19 protein-coding genes are annotated in these 22,679 nt (G+C 69.6%); 11 read left to right on the top strand and 8 right to left on the bottom strand.

Annotation, left to right across the window (positions count from 1 at the left end; all coding sequences use genetic code 11):
* Window positions 1-3 precede the first annotated feature (3 nt).
* Together NXI30_00170 and NXI30_00165 are read right to left on the bottom strand one after the other, a co-directional pair.
* Window positions 4-1,383, bottom strand: a complete 1,380-nt coding sequence (locus tag NXI30_00170; protein MCR9092605.1) for an aromatic ring-hydroxylating dioxygenase subunit alpha — start codon at window positions 1,381-1,383, stop codon at window positions 4-6.
* A complete protein-coding gene (locus NXI30_00165; GenBank protein ID MCR9092604.1) occupies window positions 1,380-3,116 on the bottom strand; it encodes an FAD-dependent oxidoreductase in 1,737 nt (578 codons plus the stop codon). Before NXI30_00165 ends, NXI30_00170 begins: the two co-directional genes overlap by 4 nt.
* A 182-nt stretch (window positions 3,117-3,298) precedes the next feature.
* On the opposite strand from NXI30_00165, the gene NXI30_00160 reads away from it, so the two are divergent.
* A complete protein-coding gene (locus NXI30_00160; GenBank protein MCR9092603.1) occupies window positions 3,299-4,186 on the top strand; it encodes a TIGR03619 family F420-dependent LLM class oxidoreductase in 888 nt (295 codons plus the stop codon).
* A gap of 6 nt (window positions 4,187-4,192) precedes the next feature.
* Here the strand turns inward: NXI30_00160 and NXI30_00155 are convergent, their stop codons facing one another.
* Window positions 4,193-5,719, bottom strand: a complete 1,527-nt coding sequence (locus NXI30_00155) for an MFS transporter (protein MCR9092602.1) — start codon at window positions 5,717-5,719, stop codon at window positions 4,193-4,195.
* A gap of 66 nt (window positions 5,720-5,785) precedes the next feature.
* Between NXI30_00155 and NXI30_00150 the strand changes: the two genes are divergently transcribed.
* Window positions 5,786-6,427 carry a DUF2889 domain-containing protein gene (locus tag NXI30_00150; GenBank protein MCR9092601.1) on the top strand — a complete coding sequence of 214 codons (642 nt, stop codon included), beginning with the start codon at window positions 5,786-5,788 and terminating at the stop codon, window positions 6,425-6,427.
* A 31-nt stretch (window positions 6,428-6,458) separates the two neighbouring features.
* Here the strand turns inward: NXI30_00150 and NXI30_00145 are convergent, their stop codons facing one another.
* Window positions 6,459-7,052: a hypothetical protein gene (locus NXI30_00145; protein MCR9092600.1), complete on the bottom strand. Its 594-nt coding sequence runs from the start codon at window positions 7,050-7,052 to the stop codon at window positions 6,459-6,461.
* Between the two features lie 162 nt (window positions 7,053-7,214).
* On the opposite strand from NXI30_00145, the gene NXI30_00140 reads away from it, so the two are divergent.
* Entirely contained in the window at window positions 7,215-9,215 is a 2,001-nt protein-coding gene (locus tag NXI30_00140) for a pyrroloquinoline quinone-dependent dehydrogenase (protein MCR9092599.1), read from the top strand.
* Window positions 9,216-9,222: 7 nt separating this feature from the next.
* Here NXI30_00140 and NXI30_00135 read toward each other — a convergent pair whose 3' ends face one another.
* Window positions 9,223-10,059 carry an LLM class F420-dependent oxidoreductase gene (locus NXI30_00135; GenBank protein MCR9092598.1) on the bottom strand — a complete coding sequence of 279 codons (837 nt, stop codon included), beginning with the start codon at window positions 10,057-10,059 and terminating at the stop codon, window positions 9,223-9,225.
* Window positions 10,060-10,193: 134 nt separating this feature from the next.
* On the opposite strand from NXI30_00135, the gene NXI30_00130 reads away from it, so the two are divergent.
* Complete coding sequence (locus NXI30_00130) at window positions 10,194-10,775, top strand: hypothetical protein (protein ID MCR9092597.1); 582 nt, start codon at window positions 10,194-10,196, stop codon at window positions 10,773-10,775.
* 57 nt (window positions 10,776-10,832) lie between these two features.
* Here the strand turns inward: NXI30_00130 and NXI30_00125 are convergent, their stop codons facing one another.
* Window positions 10,833-11,720: a hypothetical protein gene (locus NXI30_00125; protein ID MCR9092596.1), complete on the bottom strand. Its 888-nt coding sequence runs from the start codon at window positions 11,718-11,720 to the stop codon at window positions 10,833-10,835.
* A gap of 135 nt (window positions 11,721-11,855) precedes the next feature.
* Here NXI30_00125 and NXI30_00120 point away from each other — a divergent pair, with 135 nt between their 5' ends.
* Window positions 11,856-13,037, top strand: a complete 1,182-nt coding sequence (locus NXI30_00120; protein MCR9092595.1) for a M48 family metalloprotease — start codon at window positions 11,856-11,858, stop codon at window positions 13,035-13,037.
* Window positions 13,038-13,039: 2 nt separating this feature from the next.
* Window positions 13,040-13,804, top strand: a complete 765-nt coding sequence (locus tag NXI30_00115) for a hypothetical protein (GenBank protein MCR9092594.1) — start codon at window positions 13,040-13,042, stop codon at window positions 13,802-13,804.
* A 24-nt stretch (window positions 13,805-13,828) separates the two neighbouring features.
* Here the strand turns inward: NXI30_00115 and NXI30_00110 are convergent, their stop codons facing one another.
* On the bottom strand, window positions 13,829-15,043 hold the full coding sequence (locus NXI30_00110; protein ID MCR9092593.1) for an NADH:flavin oxidoreductase: 1,215 nt from the start codon (window positions 15,041-15,043) through the stop codon (window positions 13,829-13,831).
* The gene (locus NXI30_00105; GenBank protein MCR9092592.1) at window positions 15,040-15,810 is read right to left on the bottom strand and encodes an SDR family oxidoreductase; all 771 of its coding nucleotides are present in this window, start codon (window positions 15,808-15,810) and stop codon (window positions 15,040-15,042) included. The genes NXI30_00110 and NXI30_00105 overlap by 4 nt, the downstream gene beginning before the upstream one ends.
* Before the next feature lie 129 nt (window positions 15,811-15,939).
* On the opposite strand from NXI30_00105, the gene NXI30_00100 reads away from it, so the two are divergent.
* From NXI30_00100 to NXI30_00080, 5 genes are all read left to right on the top strand, one after another.
* Entirely contained in the window at window positions 15,940-16,521 is a 582-nt protein-coding gene (locus NXI30_00100) for a hypothetical protein (protein ID MCR9092591.1), read from the top strand.
* Window positions 16,522-16,555: 34 nt separating this feature from the next.
* On the top strand, window positions 16,556-17,419 hold the full coding sequence (locus tag NXI30_00095) for an SDR family NAD(P)-dependent oxidoreductase (GenBank protein ID MCR9092590.1): 864 nt from the start codon (window positions 16,556-16,558) through the stop codon (window positions 17,417-17,419).
* Window positions 17,416-18,696 (top strand): hypothetical protein, encoded by a 1,281-nt coding sequence (locus tag NXI30_00090; protein MCR9092589.1) that lies wholly within the window; start codon window positions 17,416-17,418, stop codon window positions 18,694-18,696. The genes NXI30_00095 and NXI30_00090 overlap by 4 nt, the downstream gene beginning before the upstream one ends.
* Window positions 18,697-18,784: 88 nt before the next feature.
* Window positions 18,785-20,140 (top strand): MFS transporter, encoded by a 1,356-nt coding sequence (locus tag NXI30_00085; protein ID MCR9092588.1) that lies wholly within the window; start codon window positions 18,785-18,787, stop codon window positions 20,138-20,140.
* Window positions 20,141-20,209: 69 nt separating this feature from the next.
* Window positions 20,210-22,630: a CoA transferase gene (locus tag NXI30_00080; GenBank protein ID MCR9092587.1), complete on the top strand. Its 2,421-nt coding sequence runs from the start codon at window positions 20,210-20,212 to the stop codon at window positions 22,628-22,630.
* Window positions 22,631-22,679 lie beyond the last annotated feature (49 nt).

Raw genomic sequence — 22,679 nt, 5'->3', positions numbered from 1 at the left:
GCGCTAGAGGCCGAGGTCGCGGATCGGGGCGTCGATCGGACCGGACACGCCCTGGATGGCCGGCAGCAGGTCCTCGTGGTCGCGCCGGGCGAGGAAGCCGTCGAGGGCCTGATGGAAGTTCGCGATCGTCCCCTCGACGTCCCGCGCGAGACGCATCGCCTCGAAGCCCGGGCTGCGGACGCCCGCCTGGAGCCGCGGCAGGTTGTCGAAGTCCTGGCGCAGGACTTCGCCCCAGCCGGGATCATCGAGAGCGCGCGAGGTCGGCTCGCGCGGAATCGCGCCCGCGTCCTCGATCGGCCAGAGCGTCGTCGTCCAGACCTCGAAGCGGGTCTCCTGCGGCGAGATCGGGCGGATCCGGTAGGACGCGGCGTTGCCGTAGACCGGCAGATACCAGAAATGCGGGAAGCAGAAGTTCACGCTGTGGACGTGCCCCGAGGCGAGGAGCGCGTTCAGGTCCGGCATGTCGCCGCCGGCGGCCTTCGCGCGCGCGCGGATCTCGTCGTTCAGTCGCGTCGTCCAGGCCGTGAGTGCCTCGAGCGGATCGTCGGGCAGCTCCATCCCGAGGAGGGTCTCGGCGACCTCGATGTCGCGGGCGTGAATCATGCCCCCGCCCATGCCTTCCGACAGGCTACGCATGAAGTAGAGCGAGCTGCCGACGATGTCGTCGGGATCGACGAAGCCGAGAGGGTCGGTCCCGGCCGAGTAGCCCTGCTTCGCCGAGCGGGCGAGGAGCTGCGGGTGGGTCTGATCGGCGTGGTAGCCCTCCATGAAGGCCTCGGCGACGAGCTTCCAGTTCGCCGGCACGATCGTCTCGAACCAGCTCTCCGCGTGCATGCGCTCGACGCCGAGCGCGTCGTGGTAGGTGGCGAAGGGTTCGAGGCTGGCGCGAAGGGGAGGGGCTTCGTCGTCGAAGTTGATCCAGACGCAGCCGCCCCAGGTGTCGGCCCGCGCCTCGGCCAGGCGGAGCGCCTCCGGTTCGAGGAGCGCCGGGTCGAAGACGTCGGCGGCGAAGACCGCGCGATTGCTCCCGTCGAGGTTCCAGCACCAGCCGTGGAAGGGACAGGTGAAGCCGTTCGGCGAGTGCCCGCGACCGGCGGCGAGCTGGGTCCCGCGGTGGCGACACGCGTTGTGGTAGGCGCGGATCTCGTCCGATTGGACCCGCGTGACGATCACCGATCGACCGAGACACTCGTACTCGACCCAGTCCCCGACCCGCGGAATCTCGTCGAGCCGACAGGCCATCTGCCACGTGCGCGTCCAGAACCGGTCGCGCTCGAGCGCGAAGAAGTCCGGGTCGTAGTAGCGGGCGGCGGGGACGAGATCGGCGCGTTCGAGCGCCGACGGGAAGTCGGCGCCGGCGACGAGCGGGGTGGCGTCCTTCATGCGGTCTGCTCCTGGCCGATCGCGTCGATCCGTGCGGCGGCCCCGGCCGCGTGGTGGGCCGCCACGAAGCCGTGGACGAGGCTCGCGGAGATGCTCGAGCCGGCGCCGGGATAGGTCTTCACGAAGAGGGAGGCGGTGGTGTTGCCCGCCGCGTAGAGACCCTCGATCGCGCTTCCGTCCGTTCGGAGTACCCGCGCGTAGGGATCGGTCACGAGCCCCCCCGCGCAGCCGACGTCGCTCGGGAACATCGGTACGGCATGGAAGGGCGGCTTCGCGATCGTGCCCATGCCGGGGTTCGGCCGGACCGTGGGGTCGCCGTGGATGCGATCGAAGACGCGCTCGCCGCGGTGATGGTCCGGGTCGACGCCCTCGGCGCAGGCGGCGTTCCAGCGTTCGACCGTCGCGACGAGACCCGCTGCGTCGATCCCGCAGTCCTTGGCGAGATCTTCGAGGGAGTCGGCGCGCTTCATGTAGCCACTCTCGAGCCAGGCCTCGGGCGTGGTGCCCGGCAGCGCGGTGCCCCACGGATACCGGGACCGGTGGACGGCGTCCATGATCGTCCAGGCCGGGATTGCGCTGCCCGTCTCCGCGTGGCGCGTGAACATCGCTTCGCCCAGCTCCATGTACGAGGCGCTCTCGTTGCAGAAGCGTTCACCCCGCCCGTCGACGAGGATCGAATGAGGGAGCGACAGATCGAGGTGGTGCATCCAGGGGGCGACCGACCCGTCGGGCATCGTCGTCCCTTCGGGCCAGCTCCCGTCCAGGTTCTTCGAAGTCAGGACCCACCAGAAGGCATCGAGATTGTCCGTCGCGGCGCCGAGCGCGCGGGCCTGCTCGAGGATCTCGCCGGTGTCGCCCGGGTTGGTCGCCGTCCACTCACTCGTCGCCGGGGCGCGACCCGCTTCGCGACGGAGCCGATCGTTTCGCGAGAAGCCGCCCGCGTTGAGCAGCACGCCGTCGCGCCCGCGAATGATCCCCGGCCGGTCGCCCCCGACCTCGACGCCGACGACTCGGCCGTCTTCCTCGACGAGTGCCTCGACCGGACTCGCGAGTCGGATCGGAATCTCGTGCGCGAGCAGGATCTCGAGCAGGCGGCCCTGGAGCGCGGCGCCGTTGGTGACGAAGTCGGCGCCACGAAGCCAGGCCGAGACCTTCCGGCGGACCATCTCGAGGGCCATCCGCTTGCCGCGCCAGGTTCGCCAGACGAGGAAGAGATCCGTGAGCTCGTGGCTGTGGACCGGGAGGCCCCCGCCGACGGGCGAGCGCGCGAGGCGCGGGCCCCACTCGCCGAGTCGCCGGGCATCGTAGAGCGGCGCCATCAGGCAGCGACTCCGCGGCTCGCCGCCGGGCAGCTCGTCGTAGTAGTCGGACCACCCGTCGGGCCGGAAGAACCTCATGCCCCGCTCGCGAAGGAAGGTCACGAGAGCGGGCCCGACACGGAGGAAGGTGTCCCGATGGGCGGATGACGAGAAGGGCGTGTCCGTCGCCACGGCGGCGTCGAGATAGGTCCGGGCGCGCTCGCGCGAGTCGGGGATCCCTTCCTCCGCCATCAGCGGATTGTCCGGGACCCAGAGCACGCCCCCCGAGATCGCCGTCGAGCCGCCGAAGCGCGCCTGCTTCTCGAGCACGACGACGCGCTTGCCGAGGGACTGCGCGGCGAGGGCGGCGGCGGCGGCGGCGGCCCCGCTGCCCACGATCACGAGATCGAACGTTTCGTCGGTCGCGTTCGTCATGCCACTCCCTCGGAACGTCACGCCCGCGACGCCCGCGACCAGTCTCGCGCATCGCACGGCGCCCGCAACGAGGTCGGAGAGACATCGGTTTTCGAACCCGGTCGCGCTCGTCGCGCCGATGGTCAGACCGCGGGCCGCGTGCCAAGCTCGGGCGTGGGGCGGGAAGTCCCAGGAGGAAGACCGTGAAGCACTGGCAGGCCCTCGGCTACGCGAAGCCGGAAGAGATGCTCGAGATCGCCCCCGTCGCCGAAGAGGTCGGCTTCGAAGGGCTGCTCCTCTCCGACCACGTGTTCGTGCCGGAGGAGCGGAAGTCGAAGTACCCCTACAGCGCCGATGGCGAGCCGGACTTCCCGGTCGCCGCGCCCTTTCCCGAGTCCTTCGTCCTGATGGCCGTCCTGGCCCAACGTACGTCCCGGCTGCGCTTCGCGACGAACGTCTACATCCTGCCGTTGCGTCATCCCGTCGAAGTCGCGAAGGCGCTCGGGACCGCGGCGGTGTTCTCGAACGACCGCGCCGTGCTCGGCGTCGGTGCCGGCTGGATGAAGGACGAGTTCGACGTCCTGGGTCGGACCTTCGAGAAGCGGGGGGCGAGGATCGACGAGCAGGTCGAGGTGATCCGCAAGCTGCTGACCGGCGAGATCGTCGAGCACGAAGGCGAGCACTACTCGTTCCCGGCCATGCAGATGCGGCCCGCGCCTTCGAAGCCCGTGCCCATCTGGATGGGGGGCGTGAATGCGGCCGCGCTCCGCCGGGCCGGTCGCTACGGCGACGGTTGGTCGGGCAGGGGAGAGACCTACGCCGAAGCGGTGGAGATCCTCGAGACGATCGCGGCGCATCGAAAGGAAGCCGGCCGCGAAGCCGAGCCCTTCGAGGCGATCGTGCCGTTCGTGGAGGACGTGAGTGCGGACCAACGCGCGCATCTCGTCGAGCTCGGCATGACGGGGACGGTCTCCTACCCCTTCCCCTATACCGTCGGCCCGGAGGCGACCCTTAAGGAGAAGCTCGACTATCTGCGCCGCTACGGCGACGAGGTCATCGCGAAGGACGGCGCCCGCGCGGGCTCGCGCTAGTGCGACTCACGTCTGCGTGCGCAGCTTCGGGTCTCGCATGAAGCGCGACACCACGAGTGCGAGCGCCATGACGACGAGCATCACGGAGAAGGTGTCGGAGAAGGCCGCGCGGTAGGCCTCGACGACCGCTTCGAGGAGCGGGCCCTCGAGATCGCGGACCGCGTCCGGGCTGTCCACGAAGTAGTCGAGATCGGTCCCGGCCGGGGCGACGCCCGCCACGTCCGCCTGGAGACGTCGCGTGATGCGGATCGCGAGGAACGACCCGAGCACCGAGGTCCCGATCGTCTGCGCGACCGCGCGCGAGAAACCGGGAAGCGAACTCGCCACCCCGAGATAGCGCTCTTCGACGGCGTTCTGGATCGCGGAGACGACGACCGGGCTGAGGGAGCCGCTGCCGAGGCCGAGCAGGAGGCTCCATCCGAGGAAGACGACCAGCGGCGTCGTCGCATCCGAGGTGATGAGGCCGGCGAGGCCCGCGATGTAGATCGCGAGTCCGATGGACGCATAGCGTCGATAGCGCTGGGTGGTCGCCGCGCGGCGGCCGGTCACGATCCCGGCGGCGAGCAGTCCGAGGGTGAGGGGCGCGAGGGTGAAGCCGGCCTGGACGGTGTTCGCGCCGCGAACCACGATCCCGAAGAGAGGGAGGAAGAAGGCGATCGCGAAGTTGGCGAAACCGAAGATGCAGGTGGCGAGGAGCGGCGGCCAGATCGTTCGACGTCGCAGGAGCGAGAGCTCGAGGATCGGCTCGGCGGCACGGCGCTCCTGGAACGCGAAGGCCACGCCGAGGAGCGCGCTCGCTCCCAGGAACGCGAGCGCGCCGGGAGAGAACCAGCCCAGGGCCTCGCCGGCCCAGGACGTGTAGAGGATCAGCGTTCCGACGGAGCCGAAGAGGAGCAGCGCGCCCTCGAAGTCGACGCGGTGCTCGATCCGTTGGACGGGGATCCGGTAGCAGGTCTGGAGCGCGATCAACGCGAAGAGCGCGGCGGGCACGTTCATCGTGAACATCCACCGCCAGCCCGGTCCGTCGACGAAGAAGCCGCCGAGCGGCGGCCCGACGAAGCCGGCCGCCGTCCAGACGACGGAGATGAAGCCCACGTACGCGGCTCGATCCCGGGGCGGGACGATGTCGCCGAGGATCGCGTAGGGCATCGTGAGGAGCGCTCCGCCCCCGAGCCCCTGGAGCGCGCGACAGACGATCAGCTGGAGCATCGAGTCCGAGGTCGCCGCGACCAGCGAGGCGACGATGAAGAGCGAGATGGCGATCTGGAACACGCGCCGGCGACCGTAGAGGTCGCCGAGCTTGCCCCAGATGGGCATGCTCGACGCGCTCGTCAGGAGGTTCGCGCTGAAGATCCAGGGCGCCTGGCCGATGTCGCCGAGCTCGCCGGCGATCGCGGCGACGGCGGTCGACAGCACCATCTGGTCGATCGCGGCGAGAGAGACGCCGCCCATCATGCCCGCGATCACGACGCGTCGCTGCGTGGCGGTCAGCAGCTCGCTGGCATGCGGTTCGGGGGAGGCGGCGGCGGACATGGGCGACGCACCATAGCGCGCGACGTCGTTCCGGAAGCGGGTGGGCGGAGTGCTAAACACTCGCCCATGTCACTGCTCCCCGAAGAACCCGACCTCGAACAGATCCACACCCGCGACTACGAGACGAAGGTCTATCGCGTGTCCCAGAACGAGCTCCTGGTTCGCGGTGCGGTCTCCGATCGCAAGCCGCCGGGGCTCTATGTCGCCGACGACCCCGACGAGCTCGAGGTGCATCAGATGGTGGTCGAGCTTCGCGTCGCGTATCCGTCCCTCGAGATCACGGACGCGAGCGTCGTCTTCGAATCCCATCCCCACGCGAACTGCCCGATGATCGCGGCTTCCTACCGGAAGCTCGTCGGTCTCTCGGTCGCCCGTGGCTTCCTGCGCAAGACGAAGGATCTCTTCGGCGGACCGAATGGCTGCACGCACACGAATGCGCTGATCCAGGCGATGGCGCCGGCGATCGTGCAGTCGACCTGGTCGATCCGGATCGAGGACCAGATGAAGGCGGGCGTCCGACGCTCGGAGCTCTCGCGCGAGGAGCGCGAGTCCCGCGCCCAGGCCAACCGGAACACCTGCCACCTCTGGGCCGAGGACGGCGAGCGCTACGAGCGGTACATCGAGGGAAGCCTCGACGGCGAGATCCTGATCCCGGTCATCGAGCGCTTGAAGGAGCTGGGTCGCGAGGACGACCCGCACTGGAGCTAGGACCGCGGGTCCTTCCCGGAGGCGCGCGCGATCAGGGCGCCGGGGCGGCCGGGACCGGCTGACTCGTCGGGCTGACCGGCGGGCGGTTCTCCATGCGCGCGAGCAGGCCTTCGATGTAGTCCGGCGGGACGTGGATCACGACGCTGTCGCGACGCCCCCAGAATTTCGCATGGAAGCCCGTGTTCTTCTTCGACTTCAGGAAGTCGCGGGAGAGCTTGATCGTCACGTACTCGTAGACGTCGCAGAGCGACCGGTCCGTGGTTCCACAGTCGACGGGCTCGCGCTTCACGACCTGAATCGGGAAAGCGCGCTGGCTCGACGTCGAGAAGGAGACGCGATCGAGGAAGGAGTAGTCGTCGAGCTGGGCGCGGACGGCCAGCTCGATGTCGGCGCCGACGCGGCGGCCGCGGGCCCGGGCCGTGGCGCGGAGCGTCGCGCGGTGGGGCTTCGCCGTGTCGAAGGGCGGCGTCTCGAGGACCGAGGTTCCGGCGTGGAAGTTCTCGGTGTGCTCGAGGTTCTCGTGGACCCAGGCGGCGTTCTTGGTCGCGCAGCCCGTCAGGGCGGCGACGAGGCCCAGGGCGAGGGCGAAGACGGTCAGGCTTCGGTCGGGACGAGTGTGCTGCATGCCCCGGAAATCGGCCGGACGGCGGGGCGGCTTGACGTCCGGGCGGCCGGATTGCGGCGATCCGGGCCTCCACCGACCCGCGGGCGATTCGGTTAGGCTCGGGAGACCCGTCCAGGCGGGTTTCGGCTCAGCGAAGTGGGACCTTTTCGAACGAGGAACGAGATGACGGGTGGATCCGAGGCGTGGCGGGTGGGGATTCGGCGAGGCGGGCTGGGCCTGTCGGGCGCCATTCTGGTCGGGCTCCTGGGTTGTGGGAGCGACGACCCGATCGACTACGCGGGACCCGTCGATGGCTGGCCGCACGTCGGCGGGCCGCTCGGCGGAGCGCGCTTCTCGGGGAACGCGCAGATCGATCGGGGCAACGTCGGTCGTCTCGAGGAGGCCTGGCGATTCGAGAGCGGGGACGTCACGCCGACGACCTCGCTCCAGGTGACGCCGATCCTGGTCGACGATGCGCTCGTGTTCTGCACGCCGCGGAACCAGGTGATCTCGATCGATGCCGAGCAGGGGGCCGAGCGCTGGCGTTTCGATGCGGAGCCTGCGCTCGACGGGATCTACAACCCGCTCTGTCGCGGCGTGGCTCACGGTCGCGTCGAGGTCGCCGCGGGCGAGGCGTGCGCGTCGCGGATCTATCTCGGGACCCTCGATGCGCGCCTGATCGCGCTCGATGCGGAGACCGGCGAGACGTGTGGCGACTTCGGGGAGGCGGGCGTCGTCGATCTTCTGCACGGCATCGGCGAGACGCGCGCCGCCGAGTACTACATGACTTCGCCGCCGACGGTCGTCGCGGGTCGGGTCGTGACCGGTGCCTGGGTCACCGATGGCCAGCGCGTCGATGCGCCCGGCGGCGTGATCCGCGGCTGGGATGCGAAGACCGGAGAGCTGGTCTGGGCCTGGGATCCCGTTCCGGAAGGGATGGAACCGGTCACTGCGGAGGACGTCGCGGCGGGGGCGACCTATACGCGCGGGACCGCGAACGCCTGGTCGATGATGTCGGGGGACGAAGCGCTCGGACGGGTCTACGTGCCGATGGGCAACGCCGCGCCGGATCACTACGGCGGCGAGCGACACGGTCTCGGACGCTATGCGAGCGCCGTGGTCGCCCTCGACGCACGGACCGGCCGACTCGAGTGGGACTTCAAGACCGTCTACCACGACGTCTGGGACTACGACGTGGCCTCCCAGCCCGTCCTCTATACCCATCCGGGCGGGCCGGACGGCGAGGGCTTCCCGGCCCTCGCCCAGGCGACCAAGATGGGCCACGTCTTCCTGCTGGATCGCCGGACGGGCGAGCCGATCTTTCCGATCGAGAGGGTCGCGGCGCCGCAGGGGGGCGTGACCGGCGAGGTGATCGCGGAGCGACAGCCCGTGCCGACGAAGCCTGCGCCGCTCCACCCGCACTCGCTTCCGGACGAGGACGTCTGGGGGCTCACGCCGATCGATCGCGCCCAGTGTCGCGAGCTGGTCGGCTCGCTTCGCAACGATGGGATCTTCACGCCGCCGAGCGCCGAGGGTTCGGTCGTCTTCCCGGGGCTCGGGGGTGGGGTGAACTGGGGCTCGCTCTCCGTCGACGAGGCGCGCGGGCGGCTCGTCGTGAACTCGATGCACAACCCCTTCATCGTCCAGGTGGTCCCGCGCGAAGAGGCGACGAGTCTGGAGGGCACGGACCTCGTCGGCGCGCAGCCCCAGGAAGGTACGCCCTACGTGACCCTTCGCGCGCCGCTCCTGTCGGACTGGGGCATGCCGTGCACGCCGCCGCCGTGGGGACTCCTCACGAGCATCGATCTGGCGACGGGTGAGGTCGAGTGGCAGCGCCCGCTGGGCAACCTCCGCGAGCTCGCGCCGGCCTTCGGGCGCTTCTTCGAGTGGGGCACGCCCAACCAGGGTGGCCCGATCCAGACCGCCGGCGGCCTCGTCTTCATCGGCGCGACCCTCGACCGGACCTTCCGCGCCTTCGACGTGGAGACCGGGGAGATGCTCTGGGACGCGCTGCTCCCGACTTCGGCGAACGCGACGCCGATGACCTACCGGGTCGGACCCGAAGGTCGGCAGTACGTGGTCATCGCCGCGGGCGGCCACTTCCCGCTCGGCTCGCCCTCGGACGACGCGATCATCGCCTTCGCCCTTCCGGAGGCCCTTCCGGAGCCCCTCCCGGCCGACTAGGAGAGCCTCAACGGAGACCCGCCAGCGTGTCGAGGAAGGGCAGCACGACGTCCGCGCCGGCGGGCGGCGCGCCGTAGACCACGCGCGAGACCCCCGCGTCCTCACATCGCTTCACGAAGTCGCCGTCCGGCGGCACCGCGAAGATCGAGATCTCCAGCTCGTCGGGGTCGCGACCGGCCTCCTCGGCCATCGCACGGAAGTCCCGGACCATCTCGGGGAAGTCCATGTCCTCGCGTCCGCCGATCGGGATCCAGCCGTCGGCGTAGCGGACGGCGCGGCGGGACCCGCCCGGGAAGGCCCCGCCGACGTGGATCGGCGGGTGCGGCTTCTGGACCGGCTTCGGGTTCGCGATGATGCGATCGAAGGAGACGTGCTCGCCGGCGTAGGACGCCTCGTCCTTCGTCCAGATCTCCTTCATCGCCTCGATCCGCTCGCGCATGAGCTTGAAGCGGCCTTCTCCGTTGGTTCCGTGGTTGTTCATCTCCTCGATGTTCCAACCCGCGCCGATCCCGAAGAGGAAGCGTCCGCCCGAGATCTGGTCGAGGGAGGCGACCTGCTTGGCGGTCTGGATCGGGTCGCGCTGGACGACGAGACAGATGCCGGTGGCGACCTTGAGCGTGGTCGTGACCGCTGCCGCCGCCGACAGCCAGCCGAAGGGGTCCATCGCGTCGTAGTAGAACTGCGGGAGCTCGGCGCCGCCGGGCCAGGGCGAGAGCCGGCTCGCGGGGATGTGCGAGTGCTCGGCGACCCAGAGCGACTCGAAGCCGCGCTCCTCGACCGCCGGCCCGAGCAGGATCGGCGACATGCAGTATTCGGTTCCGAAGAAGGTGACGGCGTGGTGCATCGGGGCTCTCCTCGTGTCTGCGGGCCAGACGAGGGGACGATCGCATAGATCCGACCGGCCGGTCCGCGAACGCCCTCGACGCACGGTTCTCTCGGCTAGGGTCTCGGGTCGACGCACGACGCGAGGAGGGCGACATGGCTGAGGAGAGTTCGGGGTGGGGACGGCCCGTCCTGGCGGGACTGGGCGCGGTGGTGCTCGTGGTCGGCCTCGGCCTGTTCCTGATCGGACGCGCCGATGGCCCCTTCTTCATCTTCCAGGGGGGCCCCTTCCGCTCCGGCGAGCTCGTCGCCTACGACGCGGTCGACTGGACGGCGCTCGACACGAAGACGGAGCTCGAGATGGAGCTCGTCGGGGCCGAGACCTCGCTCACGCTCTGGTTCAGCGTGACCGACGGCGTCGCCTACGTCGCCTGCGATCTCGACTGCGAGGACGGTCGGTTGACGCGCTGGCCCTCGGAGGTCCGCGAGGACGATCGCGTCGTGATGCGGATCGACGATCGGCGGATCGAGGGGCGACTCGGCTACGTGCCCCACGAGACGGCGGAGTACGAAGCCGTCAAGGCGGACCGCGATCGGAAGTATTCCGGCGAAGGAGGCGCCCGTGCCGCCGCCGAGACCGCGGCCCACGCGACGGTCGTCGACGTCGGCGAGACGCTGACCGGTCGCGCGGGACGCGCCGAGCCCGGCGATCGGGTCTTCCGATTCGATCCGCGCTAGCGAATCCACCCGCGATCCGGACCGGGGAGTCCGATCACGGCATCCGCGCTCGTGCCGTCATGAGTCGTCGTTCGGCGGGTCCGCAGGCGTTCGCAGGTCGCGCAGCGCTTCGCGGATCGAATCCAGGTTCCACTCGGAATTCGTGAGGAGCGATTCGCGCGGAAGGTCCTCGAAGTCGGACTCCCAGAAGGAGTCGACGACGCGCGCGAGCAACTCGATTCCTCCGGTTCCGAAGTAGACCCGCTCCCATTCACGATCCCAGATCGAGACGTGCAGACTGAGGGCACCGGTCGAGCCGAATGCGCCGGCCCCTCCGGTTCCGAATCGTTCGGTGATTCCGTCCCACCTGGCGATCCCGTTCCTCCAGGAGGTGCTGACCGTGACGATGCTCGGGATCAGCAGGAACCCGCAGCCGTGTTCCTCGTCGAGCGCGATCATGGCCGCGCGCCTCGCGCGGTCGTGTGCCTCCAGGTCCGGTTGGCCGGTGATCGGATCGTAGAGCGTGCCCGAGGCAGCCATGACACGGTCCCAGGTGTCGTTCGTCTCCGTCGGAGAGACGGTTCCGAATCCCATTGCGCGCAACTCTTCCTCGAGGAGGGTGGCGAAATCGGAGATGCGGGGATCGTCGTCTTCGATGGGAGACCCATTCGACAGGTCGTCGAGACAGAACGAGGCGTCCGCCCGCGCATCGGCGTCGTCGGTCGTGGGGGCTTCGGCGAGGGCGGCGTCGGTGTCGGCGATCCCGACGATGAAGGGATTGGGCGATACGCGTAGAGCCGACTCGTCTTCGAGGGTCGGAGTGAGCACGCAGCCCGACTGCCAGGCGACCGCCAGCATCGCGCAGGCGACCCGAACGGCGCTCGGTGCGCCGTGACGCACGCTCGAGGGGCGCCGCGTGGGCGGCAGCGGCGGAGGCGTCTCCCTGGGCTCGATGTCTTGGATCATGTTCGGGTATCGTGTCGTCGAATCTCGCGGGAGGCAAGTTTGCGCTCGATCGCCTGGCCATCCTTTCTACGTTCGCTCGCAATTCTCGCGGGCGTCGTGGGCGTGCTAGGCGCGTGCCAGGCAACGCGCCCCGACATGGGGCGCATCCCCGCCGAGGACTTCGCCGACATCGAGGAGGAGCTCGTCGCGAACGCGGACGAGTACTGCGAGGCGGTCGAGGAAGCCGGCCTGCTCTTCGAAGATCCGGAGTTTCGCACCTATCTGCAGGACCTGGTCGACGAGATGCTGGTCCAGGAGCGGCGCTCCGCGGGCGAGGTGCGCGTGGTGCTCCTCGACAATCCGTTCGGAAACGCCTCGATCTTCCCAAACGGGACACTCCATTTTCACATCGGCATGGCCAGCCAGATCGAGAACGAGGCGCAACTGGTGGCTCTCCTCGGCCACGAGCTGACCCATTTCCTGAACCGGCACGCGGTCGCCGATCGCATCTACCGTGAACGCGCCGAGACGCAGCTGAAGTCGACGCGGTTGATGGCCTCTCTCGTCCTCCTCCCCCTCGGCCTGTCGCCTCTGGCGTTCAACGACATCTCGGTGAAGGGAATAGACGGCATCCTGGCGCCCCAGCTCGCCGGATTCTCCCAGGACCAGGAGCGCGAATCCGATCGCGGCGGGCTGCTGCGGATGGCCGCGCTCGGGTACGACCCGTCCCATGCGGCGGGATTCTTCGAGATGTTGATGGCGGACGTGGCGCTGACGTCGAGCGAGCTGAACCGCACGGAAGTCGAGGATCCGTATTACTACGCCAGCCATCCGGCGCTGGAGGAGCGCCGGGACAGCATGCGGGCGATCGCCGCGGAGCGGGATCGAACGTGCCTCGAGCCTGCGCCCGACCCGCGTTGGGCGTGCGGTGTCGCGGCCGAGCGCGTGGGGGTCGAAGCGTATCGTGCGAGAATCGCGCGGGTCGGTACCCGGAACGCGGAGCTCGACCGGAAGCTCGGTCGCCGGGACCGGGCCATTCGCACGCTCGAGCGTCTCCTCGAATACAACGAAGACGATGCCGAGGCCTGGGCGCTGCTGGGCGAGATTCGAGGTGGCCGCGGCGGCCGTGGGGCGAGTCTGGGGAAGGCGATCGAGGCCCTCGAACGGGCGGTCGCGATCGACGACGAACGCGCCTCGGCCTTCCGCGAGCTGGGATTCCTCTACTCGAGTGACGGACGCTCTGCGGAGTCTGATTCTGCTTTCCGTCGGTTTCTCGAGCTCTCACCCGACGCGCCGGATCGGGCGTTGATCGAGAAGCGACTGCACGGGGAGCGATGATCATGCGTCGTAGGTGGTGGATCGGGCGACGCGTCGTCGTGCTCCTGGTCGTTTCGTGCTGGATCGTTGCGCCGGCGGGCGCCGAATACGATCCCTTCAAGGTCTCGAAGGAGCGATTTCGCCAGGACGTCAAAAGGATCGTCGTCAGACCGATTCGTGTGCCGGCCGACCTGGACGGCGGAGAGCGGATCGTGAAACGGGTCATGCACGCGGTGGGAAGTCGACTGGAGCAGATGGGCTACGAGGTCGTGGAAGACGCCTCGTTCGACGCGCTCTGGCGTCGATTCGCGGAAGAGGTGGGCGGCGTGTACGACACGACGACAGGGGTCGCGGACGAGAAGAAGTTCGAGCTCGTACGGGAGTACACGTTGCGGGAGCTCGCGTCCGAGCACGACGTCGACGCGTACGTCCATCTGAACTTCTTCTCGAGGGTCGCGCAGCCCCGATACCGCAGAGTCCTGAATTCGTCGCTCACCGCCCTCGGCGACGACCTGACCTGGAAGGATCAGGGGATGCCCTTCGCCGAGGGTCTGCCCGTGTGGCCGCAGCTCGTCGTGGGCCAATGGCTCGGAATGAGCATCTACGACGTGCGAGGTGTCGTGCTCTATGGAGTCAGCTATCCGATTGCCTGGTCCCGCATCTACGCGGCGCGGTCCTTCGAAGATCGCCCCTCCGCGGAGGTCTACACCGGTGACGACCTCGACGAGGCGACGCGCATGATCGTCCGTCACCTGGACTTCGAGCGGACCACCGATCCGGAGGAGTGAGGCTTCGCTCGAAGGGGTCGGCCTTCACGCGACCGGCGGGCCCGCCTCGATCGGATCCGGGTCGATCAGGAGGCATCGCGTGCCCGAGTAGATCGACGGCATGCACCGGTTGCAGTGGATGCAGACGCCTTCGTTCTGCTCCCCGCTCTGCATCTTGAGGAGCAGGTCGGGCTCGCGGAGCAGGGCACGGCCCATCTGCACGAAGGCGAAGCCGTCGGCGAGGGCCTTCTCGATCGTCTCGCGCTTGTTGATGCCGCCCAGGAGGATCACCGGAAGATCGAGGGCGTCCTTGAAGCGGCGGGCGTGCGCCTCGAAGTAGGCCTCCTCGAAGGGCGTGTCCGGCATGAACTTCCGGCCGACCAGCTTGAAGCCGACGCGCAGGAGCGGCGAGAGCGCCGCGCCGAACTCCTTGCGCGGGGCGTCCCCGCGAAAGAGGAACATCGGATTGCCGAAGGAGCTGCCGCCGGTCAGCACGAGGCCGTCGAGGGTCCCGTCCGCCTCGATCATCTTCGCGACCTCGAGACTCTCCTCGATCCCCAGTCCATTCGGGACCGCGTCGATCATGTTGAGCTTCGCGACGATCGCGAGCCGCCCTCCGACGGCCTCGCGGACCGCCTTCAGGACTTCCCGGGAGAGGCGCGCCCGGTTCTCGAGGGCGCCGCCCCAGCGATCGGTCCCATCGTTGAGCCCGGGGGAGAGGAACGCGCTCAGCAGGTAGTTGTGTCCGAGATGGACCTCGAGGGCATCGAAGCCCGCGGCCTCGCAGCCGAGGGCCGTGCGCCGGAAGTCGTCGATCACCCGCTCGAGGTCTTCCTCGGTTGCCGCCGGGGTGAAGCGCATCGACAGGGGGTTGAAGCGGCGGGAGGCGGAGAAGCCGACCACGCCGTTCGACTTCGAGTCGGCGACGGGTCCAGCGTGTCCGATCTGCGCGGAGGCCTTCGCGCCTTCGGCGTGGATCGTGTCGGTCAGCTTGCGCAGCCCGGGGATCGCCTCGTCGCGCATGTAGAGGCAGGCGCGGTTCGTGCGCCCGTCCGGCGAGACCGCGACGTAGGCGACGGTGTTCATGCCGGCGCCGCCGGCGGCGACGCGGCGGTGGTACTCGATCAGCTCCGGGGTCACGAGCGCGTCGGGCATGACGCCCTCGAAGGTCGCGCTCTTGATGATCCGGTTGCGGAGGGTGATCGGCCCGAGCGGAGCGGGCGCGAAGGGGTCGATCGGTTCGCCCGCCGTCGCGCTCACGCCAGCTGCCCTCCGTCGATCGTGATCGCCGAGCCGGTCATGTAGCGGGCCTCGTCCGACGCCAGGTAGGCGACCAGCGCCGCGATGTCCTCGGGTTGGCCGACCATCGGCATCTGCGGCGCGACCCGCGCGAAGAGCGCCGGGTCGATCCCGTCGACCGGGAAGCCGGCGGCGGTCATCGGCGTGCTGATCCCGCCCGGGCAGATCGCATTCACGCGCACCTTGCGTCGCGCATACTCGGAAGCGAGGGATCGCGTCAGCCCGACGACCCCGGCCTTCGAGGCACAGTAGGCGGCGTTGTAGGGGACGCCCTGGAGCGCGGCGGCCGAGGCGATGTTCACGATCGCGCAGCCGCCCTCCGGACCGTCCTCGCGATCGACGAGGTGGGCGAGGGCCGCGCGACACATCTGGAAGGTCCCGGTCAGGTTGACGCCGATCGTGGCGTGCCACACCGCCGGATCCTGCTCGAGGGTGTGGCCGGGGCGGAGGATGCCCGCGACGTTGGCAAGGGTGTCGAGTCCGCCGAGCGCTTCGACGGCGGCCGCGACCCCCGCCTCGCAGGAAGCGGCGTCGGCGACGTCGACGGCGCCCGCCGCCGCGGTGCCGCCGGCGGTCGTGATCTGCTTCGCCGTCTCCTGGGCGCCTTCCGCCGCGATGTCCGCGCAGAAGACTGCGGCGCCTTCCTCGGCGAGGCGGAGGGCGGTCCCCCGGCCGATTCCACTCGCGGCGCCGGTCACGAGCGCACGTCGTCCCTCTAGTCGGTTCATTCTCGGATTCTCCTCGGATTCGGGGCCATCGGGACGTCCGAGCATACCCCGTCGCGGCCCGCCGAAGGCGAGATAGAATCGAAGGCTCGGGGCGCCGTCGCGCCACCGACCCCATCGGGAGGTTCCGTCATGCACGAGTTCGATCGCGGCGTCACCAAGTACGACATCATGCCGATCCCGCCCGTCGAGGCGCACAGCGAGAAGTTCGAGGCCGGACCGGTCACGATCTGGGTCGAGTACCGGCTGCTCGACGACGCGATCGCCGCGGCGCACCAGGCAGACGAGGGGTTCGACGGCAAGATCGACCAGATCAGCGACTGCGGCGTCTCCCTTCACGTCTTCGGCGAGCCGCAGCCAGGAGCCGAACGGATCGAGTATCTCCGCTTCGACTGCTTCGACGAGGACCCCCACTACCACTACGTGTCCTACGCGAAGAGCACGAACGAGATGGTGCACATCGAGCCGGCCGCGATGGGGGATCCGCTCGAGTGGGCGATGGACAAGATCCGGACGCGGCTGCCGCAGATGTTGGCGCGGGCCGGTGCCGGCGAGCTGACTTCGCGCCTGGATCCCGCAGCGGTCGAGCGCGTCCTCCCCAAGGTCGCCGAGGCCGCCTACCGGGCGCGCTTCAGCCACGACGATGCGGCGATCCACGCCGGCGCGATGTCGGGGGCGGAGCCGGTCGCCAAGGCGGCGAGCGCCGCGTCATGATCGACGTGCCGGCGAGCGGGGCGAGGTCGGTTTCGTGAGTGGTCCTGTCGCGGTGGACCGGGCCCTCGACGGCCGGGTCGCGATCGTCACCGGGGCGAGCCGGGGAATCGGCCGGGGCTGCGCCGTCGGCCTGGGGGCGCGCGGCGCGACGGTCTACGTCACGGCACGCCGCACGTCCGCGTCCGACCCGCCGGAAGACGGGACGGTCGAAGCCGTCGCGGCCGAGATCGACGCGGTCGGAGGCGAGGGCATCGCCCTGGCCTGCGACCACCGCGACGACGCGGCGGTCGAGGCCGTCTTCGACCGGGTGCGAGCGGAGCAGGGCCGACTCGACGTCCTGGTCAACAACGCCTTCATCATTCCGAACGAGCTCACGAGCGGGAAGCCCTTCTGGGAGGTCCCGATCTCCAACTGGGACGACATGATCGACGTCGGCACCCGCTCGGCCTACGTCGCGAGTCGCTTCGCCGCCCCCCTCATGATCGAAGCCGGCCACGGGCTGATCGCGAACATCTCGTCGAGTGGCGCGGCGGAGTACGCCTGGCACGTGGCCTACGGCGTCGGCAAGGCCGCCCTCGATCGACTGACCGCGGACACCGCCCACGAGCTGAAGCGATTCGGTGTCGCCGTCGTCTCGCTCTGGCCCGGCCTCGTCCTGACTGAGCGCAACGAGGCGAACGCGAAGAACGTGAAGGGGCTCGACTTCAGCAAGGCGGAGTCGCTCTTCTTCACGGGCCGCGCGGTCGCCGCCCTCGCCGCGGACGAAAAAGTGATCGAGCGGACGGGTCGTGCCCTCGTGTCGCGCGAGCTCGCGGACGAGTTCGGGTTCGTCGACGTCGACGGGCGTCTGCCCGACGGTCCGATGCACAAGCGGCCGAAGGGAGTCGGGGACGCGTGAGGTCGCCGGGACTCCGCTGTAGCTGGATCGGACTGCTGACGGCCACCCTGGTCGCCTGCCAATCGTCGCCGGCGCGGGACCCGGCGGATCCCTTCGACTCGCTCCAGCGGCTCGCTGCACAGATCGCGGAGAGCGCCGAGATCGCGCGGGTCGACGAGGCTTCCTCGGTCCCGAACGGGGGCGCGGAAGGCGCGCTCCACGTCCTTCGTCTCCTGCGACGGGCGATCGACGAGGAGATCGCCTGGGCGGATACGGCGCATCCCTTCTTCCAGGCGCAGGACGAACGCTTCGCGAAGCTCGCCCTCGGCAATCCCGACAACCTCTACCTCGTCACCCGGATCGACGATGACGCCGAATACGTGATCCGGGGCCGCCGGGGTACGACCGCCGACTTCAACGTCCAGGTGTACCAGGGCTATCCCGGGATCCACCGGCCGATGCGCGCGTTCGGGTCGACCGGGCTCGATTCGCTCGTGACCGACGCGGAAGGTCGCTTCGAGATCCACGTGGGGGGCGCGCCCAGGGACGAGAACTGGATCGAGCTGCTGCCCGGGTCGCGTCGGATCCTGGTCCGCTTCACCTACGGCGACTGGGCCGCGGAGGAGGCGGGCGAGCTCACGATCGAGCGGGTCGGCGAGCGCGGCACGCGGAGCGGGACGGTCACCGACGCCGAGGCCGCAAGGCGGATCGCGGCGGCCGCCGACTATCTCGAGGATGCGCTCCGGGGCTACGCGGCGCTCGTGGACCAGGTCTACACGGGGATCGAGCCGAACACGCTCCGGCCGATGCGGCGCTTGACGGGCGAGACGGGCGGGCTCTCGAACCAGTACAACGGGACCGGTCGCTACGCGGTCGACGACGAGTCCGCGCTCCTCGTCACCACGCGCCCCTCGCGCTCGCGCTACCAGGGCTTCCAGATCGGGACCGAGTGGTTCGAGGCGCTCGATTTCGTGAACCAGACGACGAGCCTGAACACGGCGCAGGCACGGCTCTCGTCCGACGGTCGCTATCGCTTCGTGATCGCGACGCGGGATCCGGGGGTGGCGAACTGGCTCGATGCCTCGTCCGCGCCGCAGGGGCAGATCCTGCTGCGGTGGCAGGGCGTCGTCGGCGAGCTCGGGCCGGAGCACGAGCCCACGGTCGAGCTCGTCCGGCTCGACGCGCTGGCGGATCACTTCCCGGACGACGAGCCGGCGTTCTCTCCGGCGATGCGCCGCGCGCAGATCGCCGAGCGACAGGACGCGGTCGCACGTCGCTACGGGCTCTCTCGGCGGTAGGCACGGGGCCGAGCGGATCCGGCCCTTCCGGCCCATGTTCCCGGCCGAGCGGATTCGGTGGCGGGGTCGCTGTGCGATGATGCGCGCCGTGTCCGATTCCAGCGATCGCCTGCCGCTCTCGCGCATCTTCTTCTACTCGCTGCCCTTCGTGGGCTACCTCGCGATGTCGATGCCGATGAGCATGTGGTATCCGAAGTTCGCGACCGACGAGCTCCTGATCGCCCCGGCCACGATCGGCGTGATCCTCTTCGCGGCCCGCTTCTGGGACGCGGTCTCCGACCCCCTGGCGGGCTATCTCTCCGACCGGACCCGCTCCCGATTCGGGCGACGGCGGGTCTGGCTCGTGGGGGCCGCGGTTCCGGTCGCCGTCACCTACGTGATGCTCTGGAGTCCGCCGACGAGCCTCGATCCCATCTGGGTGATCGCCTGGATCGCCTTTGCGATGATCCTCTGGGAGACCGCTTCGACGGCCTTCTACGTGCCCTACATCGCGTTCGGCCTCGAGCTCACGACCGACTACCACGAACGGACCCGACTCTTCGGCTGGCGGCAGGCCCTCGTGGTGATTGGCTTCGCCGCGGCCCTGCTGTCGATCTACGTGATGCAGAACGACGCGGACTACCCGGACGCCGAGGTCCCGGTCGCGATCCTGACGGGGGCGATCTTGGCCGTGATGCTCTGCATCACGGCGTGGCGCGTCCCGGAGCCCGCCGGCCACCAGGGGCGCGGCAGCATCCAGCTCGGGTCGGCGTTTCGCGACGTGGTCCGCAATCCCCACGCGCGTCTCCTGCTCTTCGTCCTCGGGATCGATTCCTTCGGCATGGGGATGGTGGCTTCCCTCGGTGCCTACATGGCCGACGACGTCGTGCGTGCCCCGGAGCTGCTCGTGCAGATGATGGCCTACTGGATGGTGCCGCAATTCCTCTGCGTGCCGGGATGGGTCTGGCTCTCGCGGCGGGTCGGCAAGAAGCCGATCTGGCTCGCCGGCATGGCCGTCAGCATCGCCGGCTTCCTCGGGCTGCTCTTCGTGGGCGAGGGCGACATCATGATCGTCCGACTCCAGGTCCTGGCGATCGGGGTCGGGACGAGCATCTCCCTCGTGATCGGTCCGTCGGTGCAGGCCGACGTCGTCGACTACGACGAGCTCATGACCGGGGATCGGAAGGAAGGCGCGTACGTCGCGGTCTGGAACTTCCTGCGAAAGCTCGGGAACGCGGTCGCGATGAGCCTGGGGCTCCTCGTGCTCCAGGTCGCCGGCTACGACGCGCAGGCCGAGGACCAGAGCGAGAGCGTCCAGCAGGCGATCCGCGTCGTGATGGGCGCCGTCCCCGCGGTCGCGTTCGCGATCGGCGCGCTCGCCTTCGCCCGCTTCACGCTCAACGAGGCGGAGCACCAGCGGGTGAAGGCCCGTCTCGCGGAGCGCGAGGCGGAGGACTCCCGCTAGGGGCAGGGGCGATCGACGGATCTATCTTCTCGAACCCGGACGCCGCCGCGTCCCGTCAGGAGTGCTCGCATGCCGACCCCCTTCGATGGCCTTCGCGTTCTCGACCTCTCCACGGAGATCGCCGGTCCCTTCGCAACCCGCCTGCTCGCGGACATGGGCGCGGAGATCGTCAAGGTCGAGCCGCCCTCCGGCGATCCGCTCCGCCGGATGAAGACGTCGGCGGTGCTCGGGCGTTCGGCCCCCCTGGCGGAGGGCGAAGACGGTGCGCTCTTCCAGTGGCTGAACGCGACGAAGAAGAGCATCGTGCTCGACCTGGCCGAAGACGAAGCGGACCGCGCGACCTTCCTCCGGCTGGTTGCGGACGTCGACGTCGTGGTCGAGAGCTTCGAGCCGGGATGGCTCGACGCGCGTGGGATCGGCTTCGAGGCGATCCGGGCGGCGAACCCCGCGGCGAGCCTCGTCTCGATCACGCCCTTCGGGCAGGACGGACCCTGGGCGAACCGCGCGGCGACGGAGTTCACGCTCCAGGCGGAGACCGGCTCCTTCTCCGGGCGCGGCTACGAGGATCTTGGTCCCGTCGTGGCCGGCGGACGTCTCGGTGAGTACTGCGCCGGGAACTTCGCCTCGGTCGCGGCGGCGATCGCCTGGCGCGTGGCGCGCCAGACCGGCCGCGGTCGACACGCGGACGTGTCGATGCTCGAGACGATGATCCTCTGTTTCCAGCCCTACCAGTTCATCCAGGGGCAGATGCGACCGGGGGAGCCCTTCCCGGTCATGGTGGAGATCCCTTCCATCGAGCCGACCCGCGACGGCATGATCGGCTTCTCGACGCAGACCTCGCAGCAGTGGCACGACCTCTGCGTGATGGTCGAGCAGCCCGAGTGGGTGACGGACGATTCGCTCTGTCTGGGACAGGTCCGGTACGAACGCCGCGAAGAGCTCCTCGCGAAGATCCAGGCATGGACGCGCGCGCACTCGATCGACGAGATCGTCGAGCTCTGCATCCAGCTACGGATCCCCGTCGCGCCGATCGGAAACGGGAAGACGGTGCTCGAGACGGATCACATGCGCGCGCGTGGCTTCTACCGCGAGCATCCGGGGGGCTTCCGGGTGCCCGGCGTGCCCTTCCGCTTCGAGGACGGCGACGCCGCGCCGCTCACGAAGGCGCCGGGGCTCGGCGAGCACGACGCCGAGATCCTGGGCGGGCTGGGTCCGCGACCCGCGGCGCGGCCTCCGGTGGGTGCGGGCGACGCGCCGCTGGCGGGGCTCAAGGTCGTCGACTTCACGGCCTTCTGGGCCGGTCCCTTCGCGGCGTCCACCCTCGCCGAGCTCGGCGCCGAGGTCATCAAGGTCGAGTCGATCCAACGCCCCGATGGCATGCGCTTCGCCTCGGGCTTCATTCCGGAGGACGGCATCGTCTGGGAGTGGGCACCGGTCTTCCACGGCGCGAATTCGGGCAAGAAGGCGCTCACCCTGAATCTGGACGACGCGGAGGGGCTCGCCCTCGCACGCGATCTCGTGCGGCAGGCGGACGTGGTGATCGAGAACTTCTCGCCGCGGGTGATGGAGCGCTTCGGGTTCGACGGGCCGGGGGTGAAGGCGCTCAATCCGGACGCGATCCTGATCCGGATGCCGGCCTTCGGGCTCGACGGACCCTGGCGGGATCGTGTGGGCTTCGCGATGACGATCGAGCAGGCCTCGGGGCTCGCCTGGGTCACGGGCTTTCCCGATCGCGAGCCGACGGTGCCGCGGGGGATCTGCGATCCGGTGGGGGGCATGACCGCGGTGCTCGCGCTCCTCGGTGCCCTCGAGCGGAAGGCGCAGGGCGCCGGCGGTCAGATGATCGAGGTCTCGCTTCTCGAGGTCGGCCTGCTGCTGGCCGGCGAGCAGGCCGTCGAACAGTCCGCCTACGGCGTGCTCCTCGAACGCGAAGGCAACGTCGGGCCCGTCTCTTCGCCGCAGGGCGTCTACGTCTGTCGCGACGAACGGAACCCGGACGAGGTCGGCTGGGTGGCGATCGCGTGCGCGAGCGACGCGCAGTGGGCCGCCCTCGTCGGGGCGCTCGGCGATCCGGCGTGGGCGGGGGAGCCCGCCTTCGCGACCGAGGCCGGTCGACGCGCCGGGGCCGACGTGATCGATCGGGGGATCGCCGAGTGGTGTCGCGGGCGACATGCGAGCGAGATCAGTGACATCCTTTCGGCGGCGGGCGTCCCGGTCGGCTGGCTCCTCAACCAGCGCGAGAACGTTCCGGGACACGCCCACCTCGATGCCCGCGGCTTCCTCGAGTTCCTCGACCATCCCTTCGCGGGTCGCATCGGCTACCCGCGCTCTTCCGTGCGTTTCGACGGCGTGCCGGCGATCCGCACCCTCCCGCCGCTCCTCGGGGAGCACAACGCGGAGATCCTCCGGGAGCGCCTCGGCCAGTCGGAGGAAGAGATCCGCGCCCTCGAGGAGAAGCAGGTGATCGGGACCCGTCCGAGCTTCCTCTGAGGCCTCCGCTCGGCGGAAATCGGGGGGCAGCGGCGAACGGCCCAGTGTG

The sequence above is a fragment of the bacterium genome (genome assembly GCA_024742285.1).
Taxonomy (GTDB): domain Bacteria; phylum Myxococcota_A; class UBA9160; order UBA9160; family UBA4427; genus UBA4427.
This window is presented reverse-complemented; position numbering and strand designations above follow the sequence as displayed.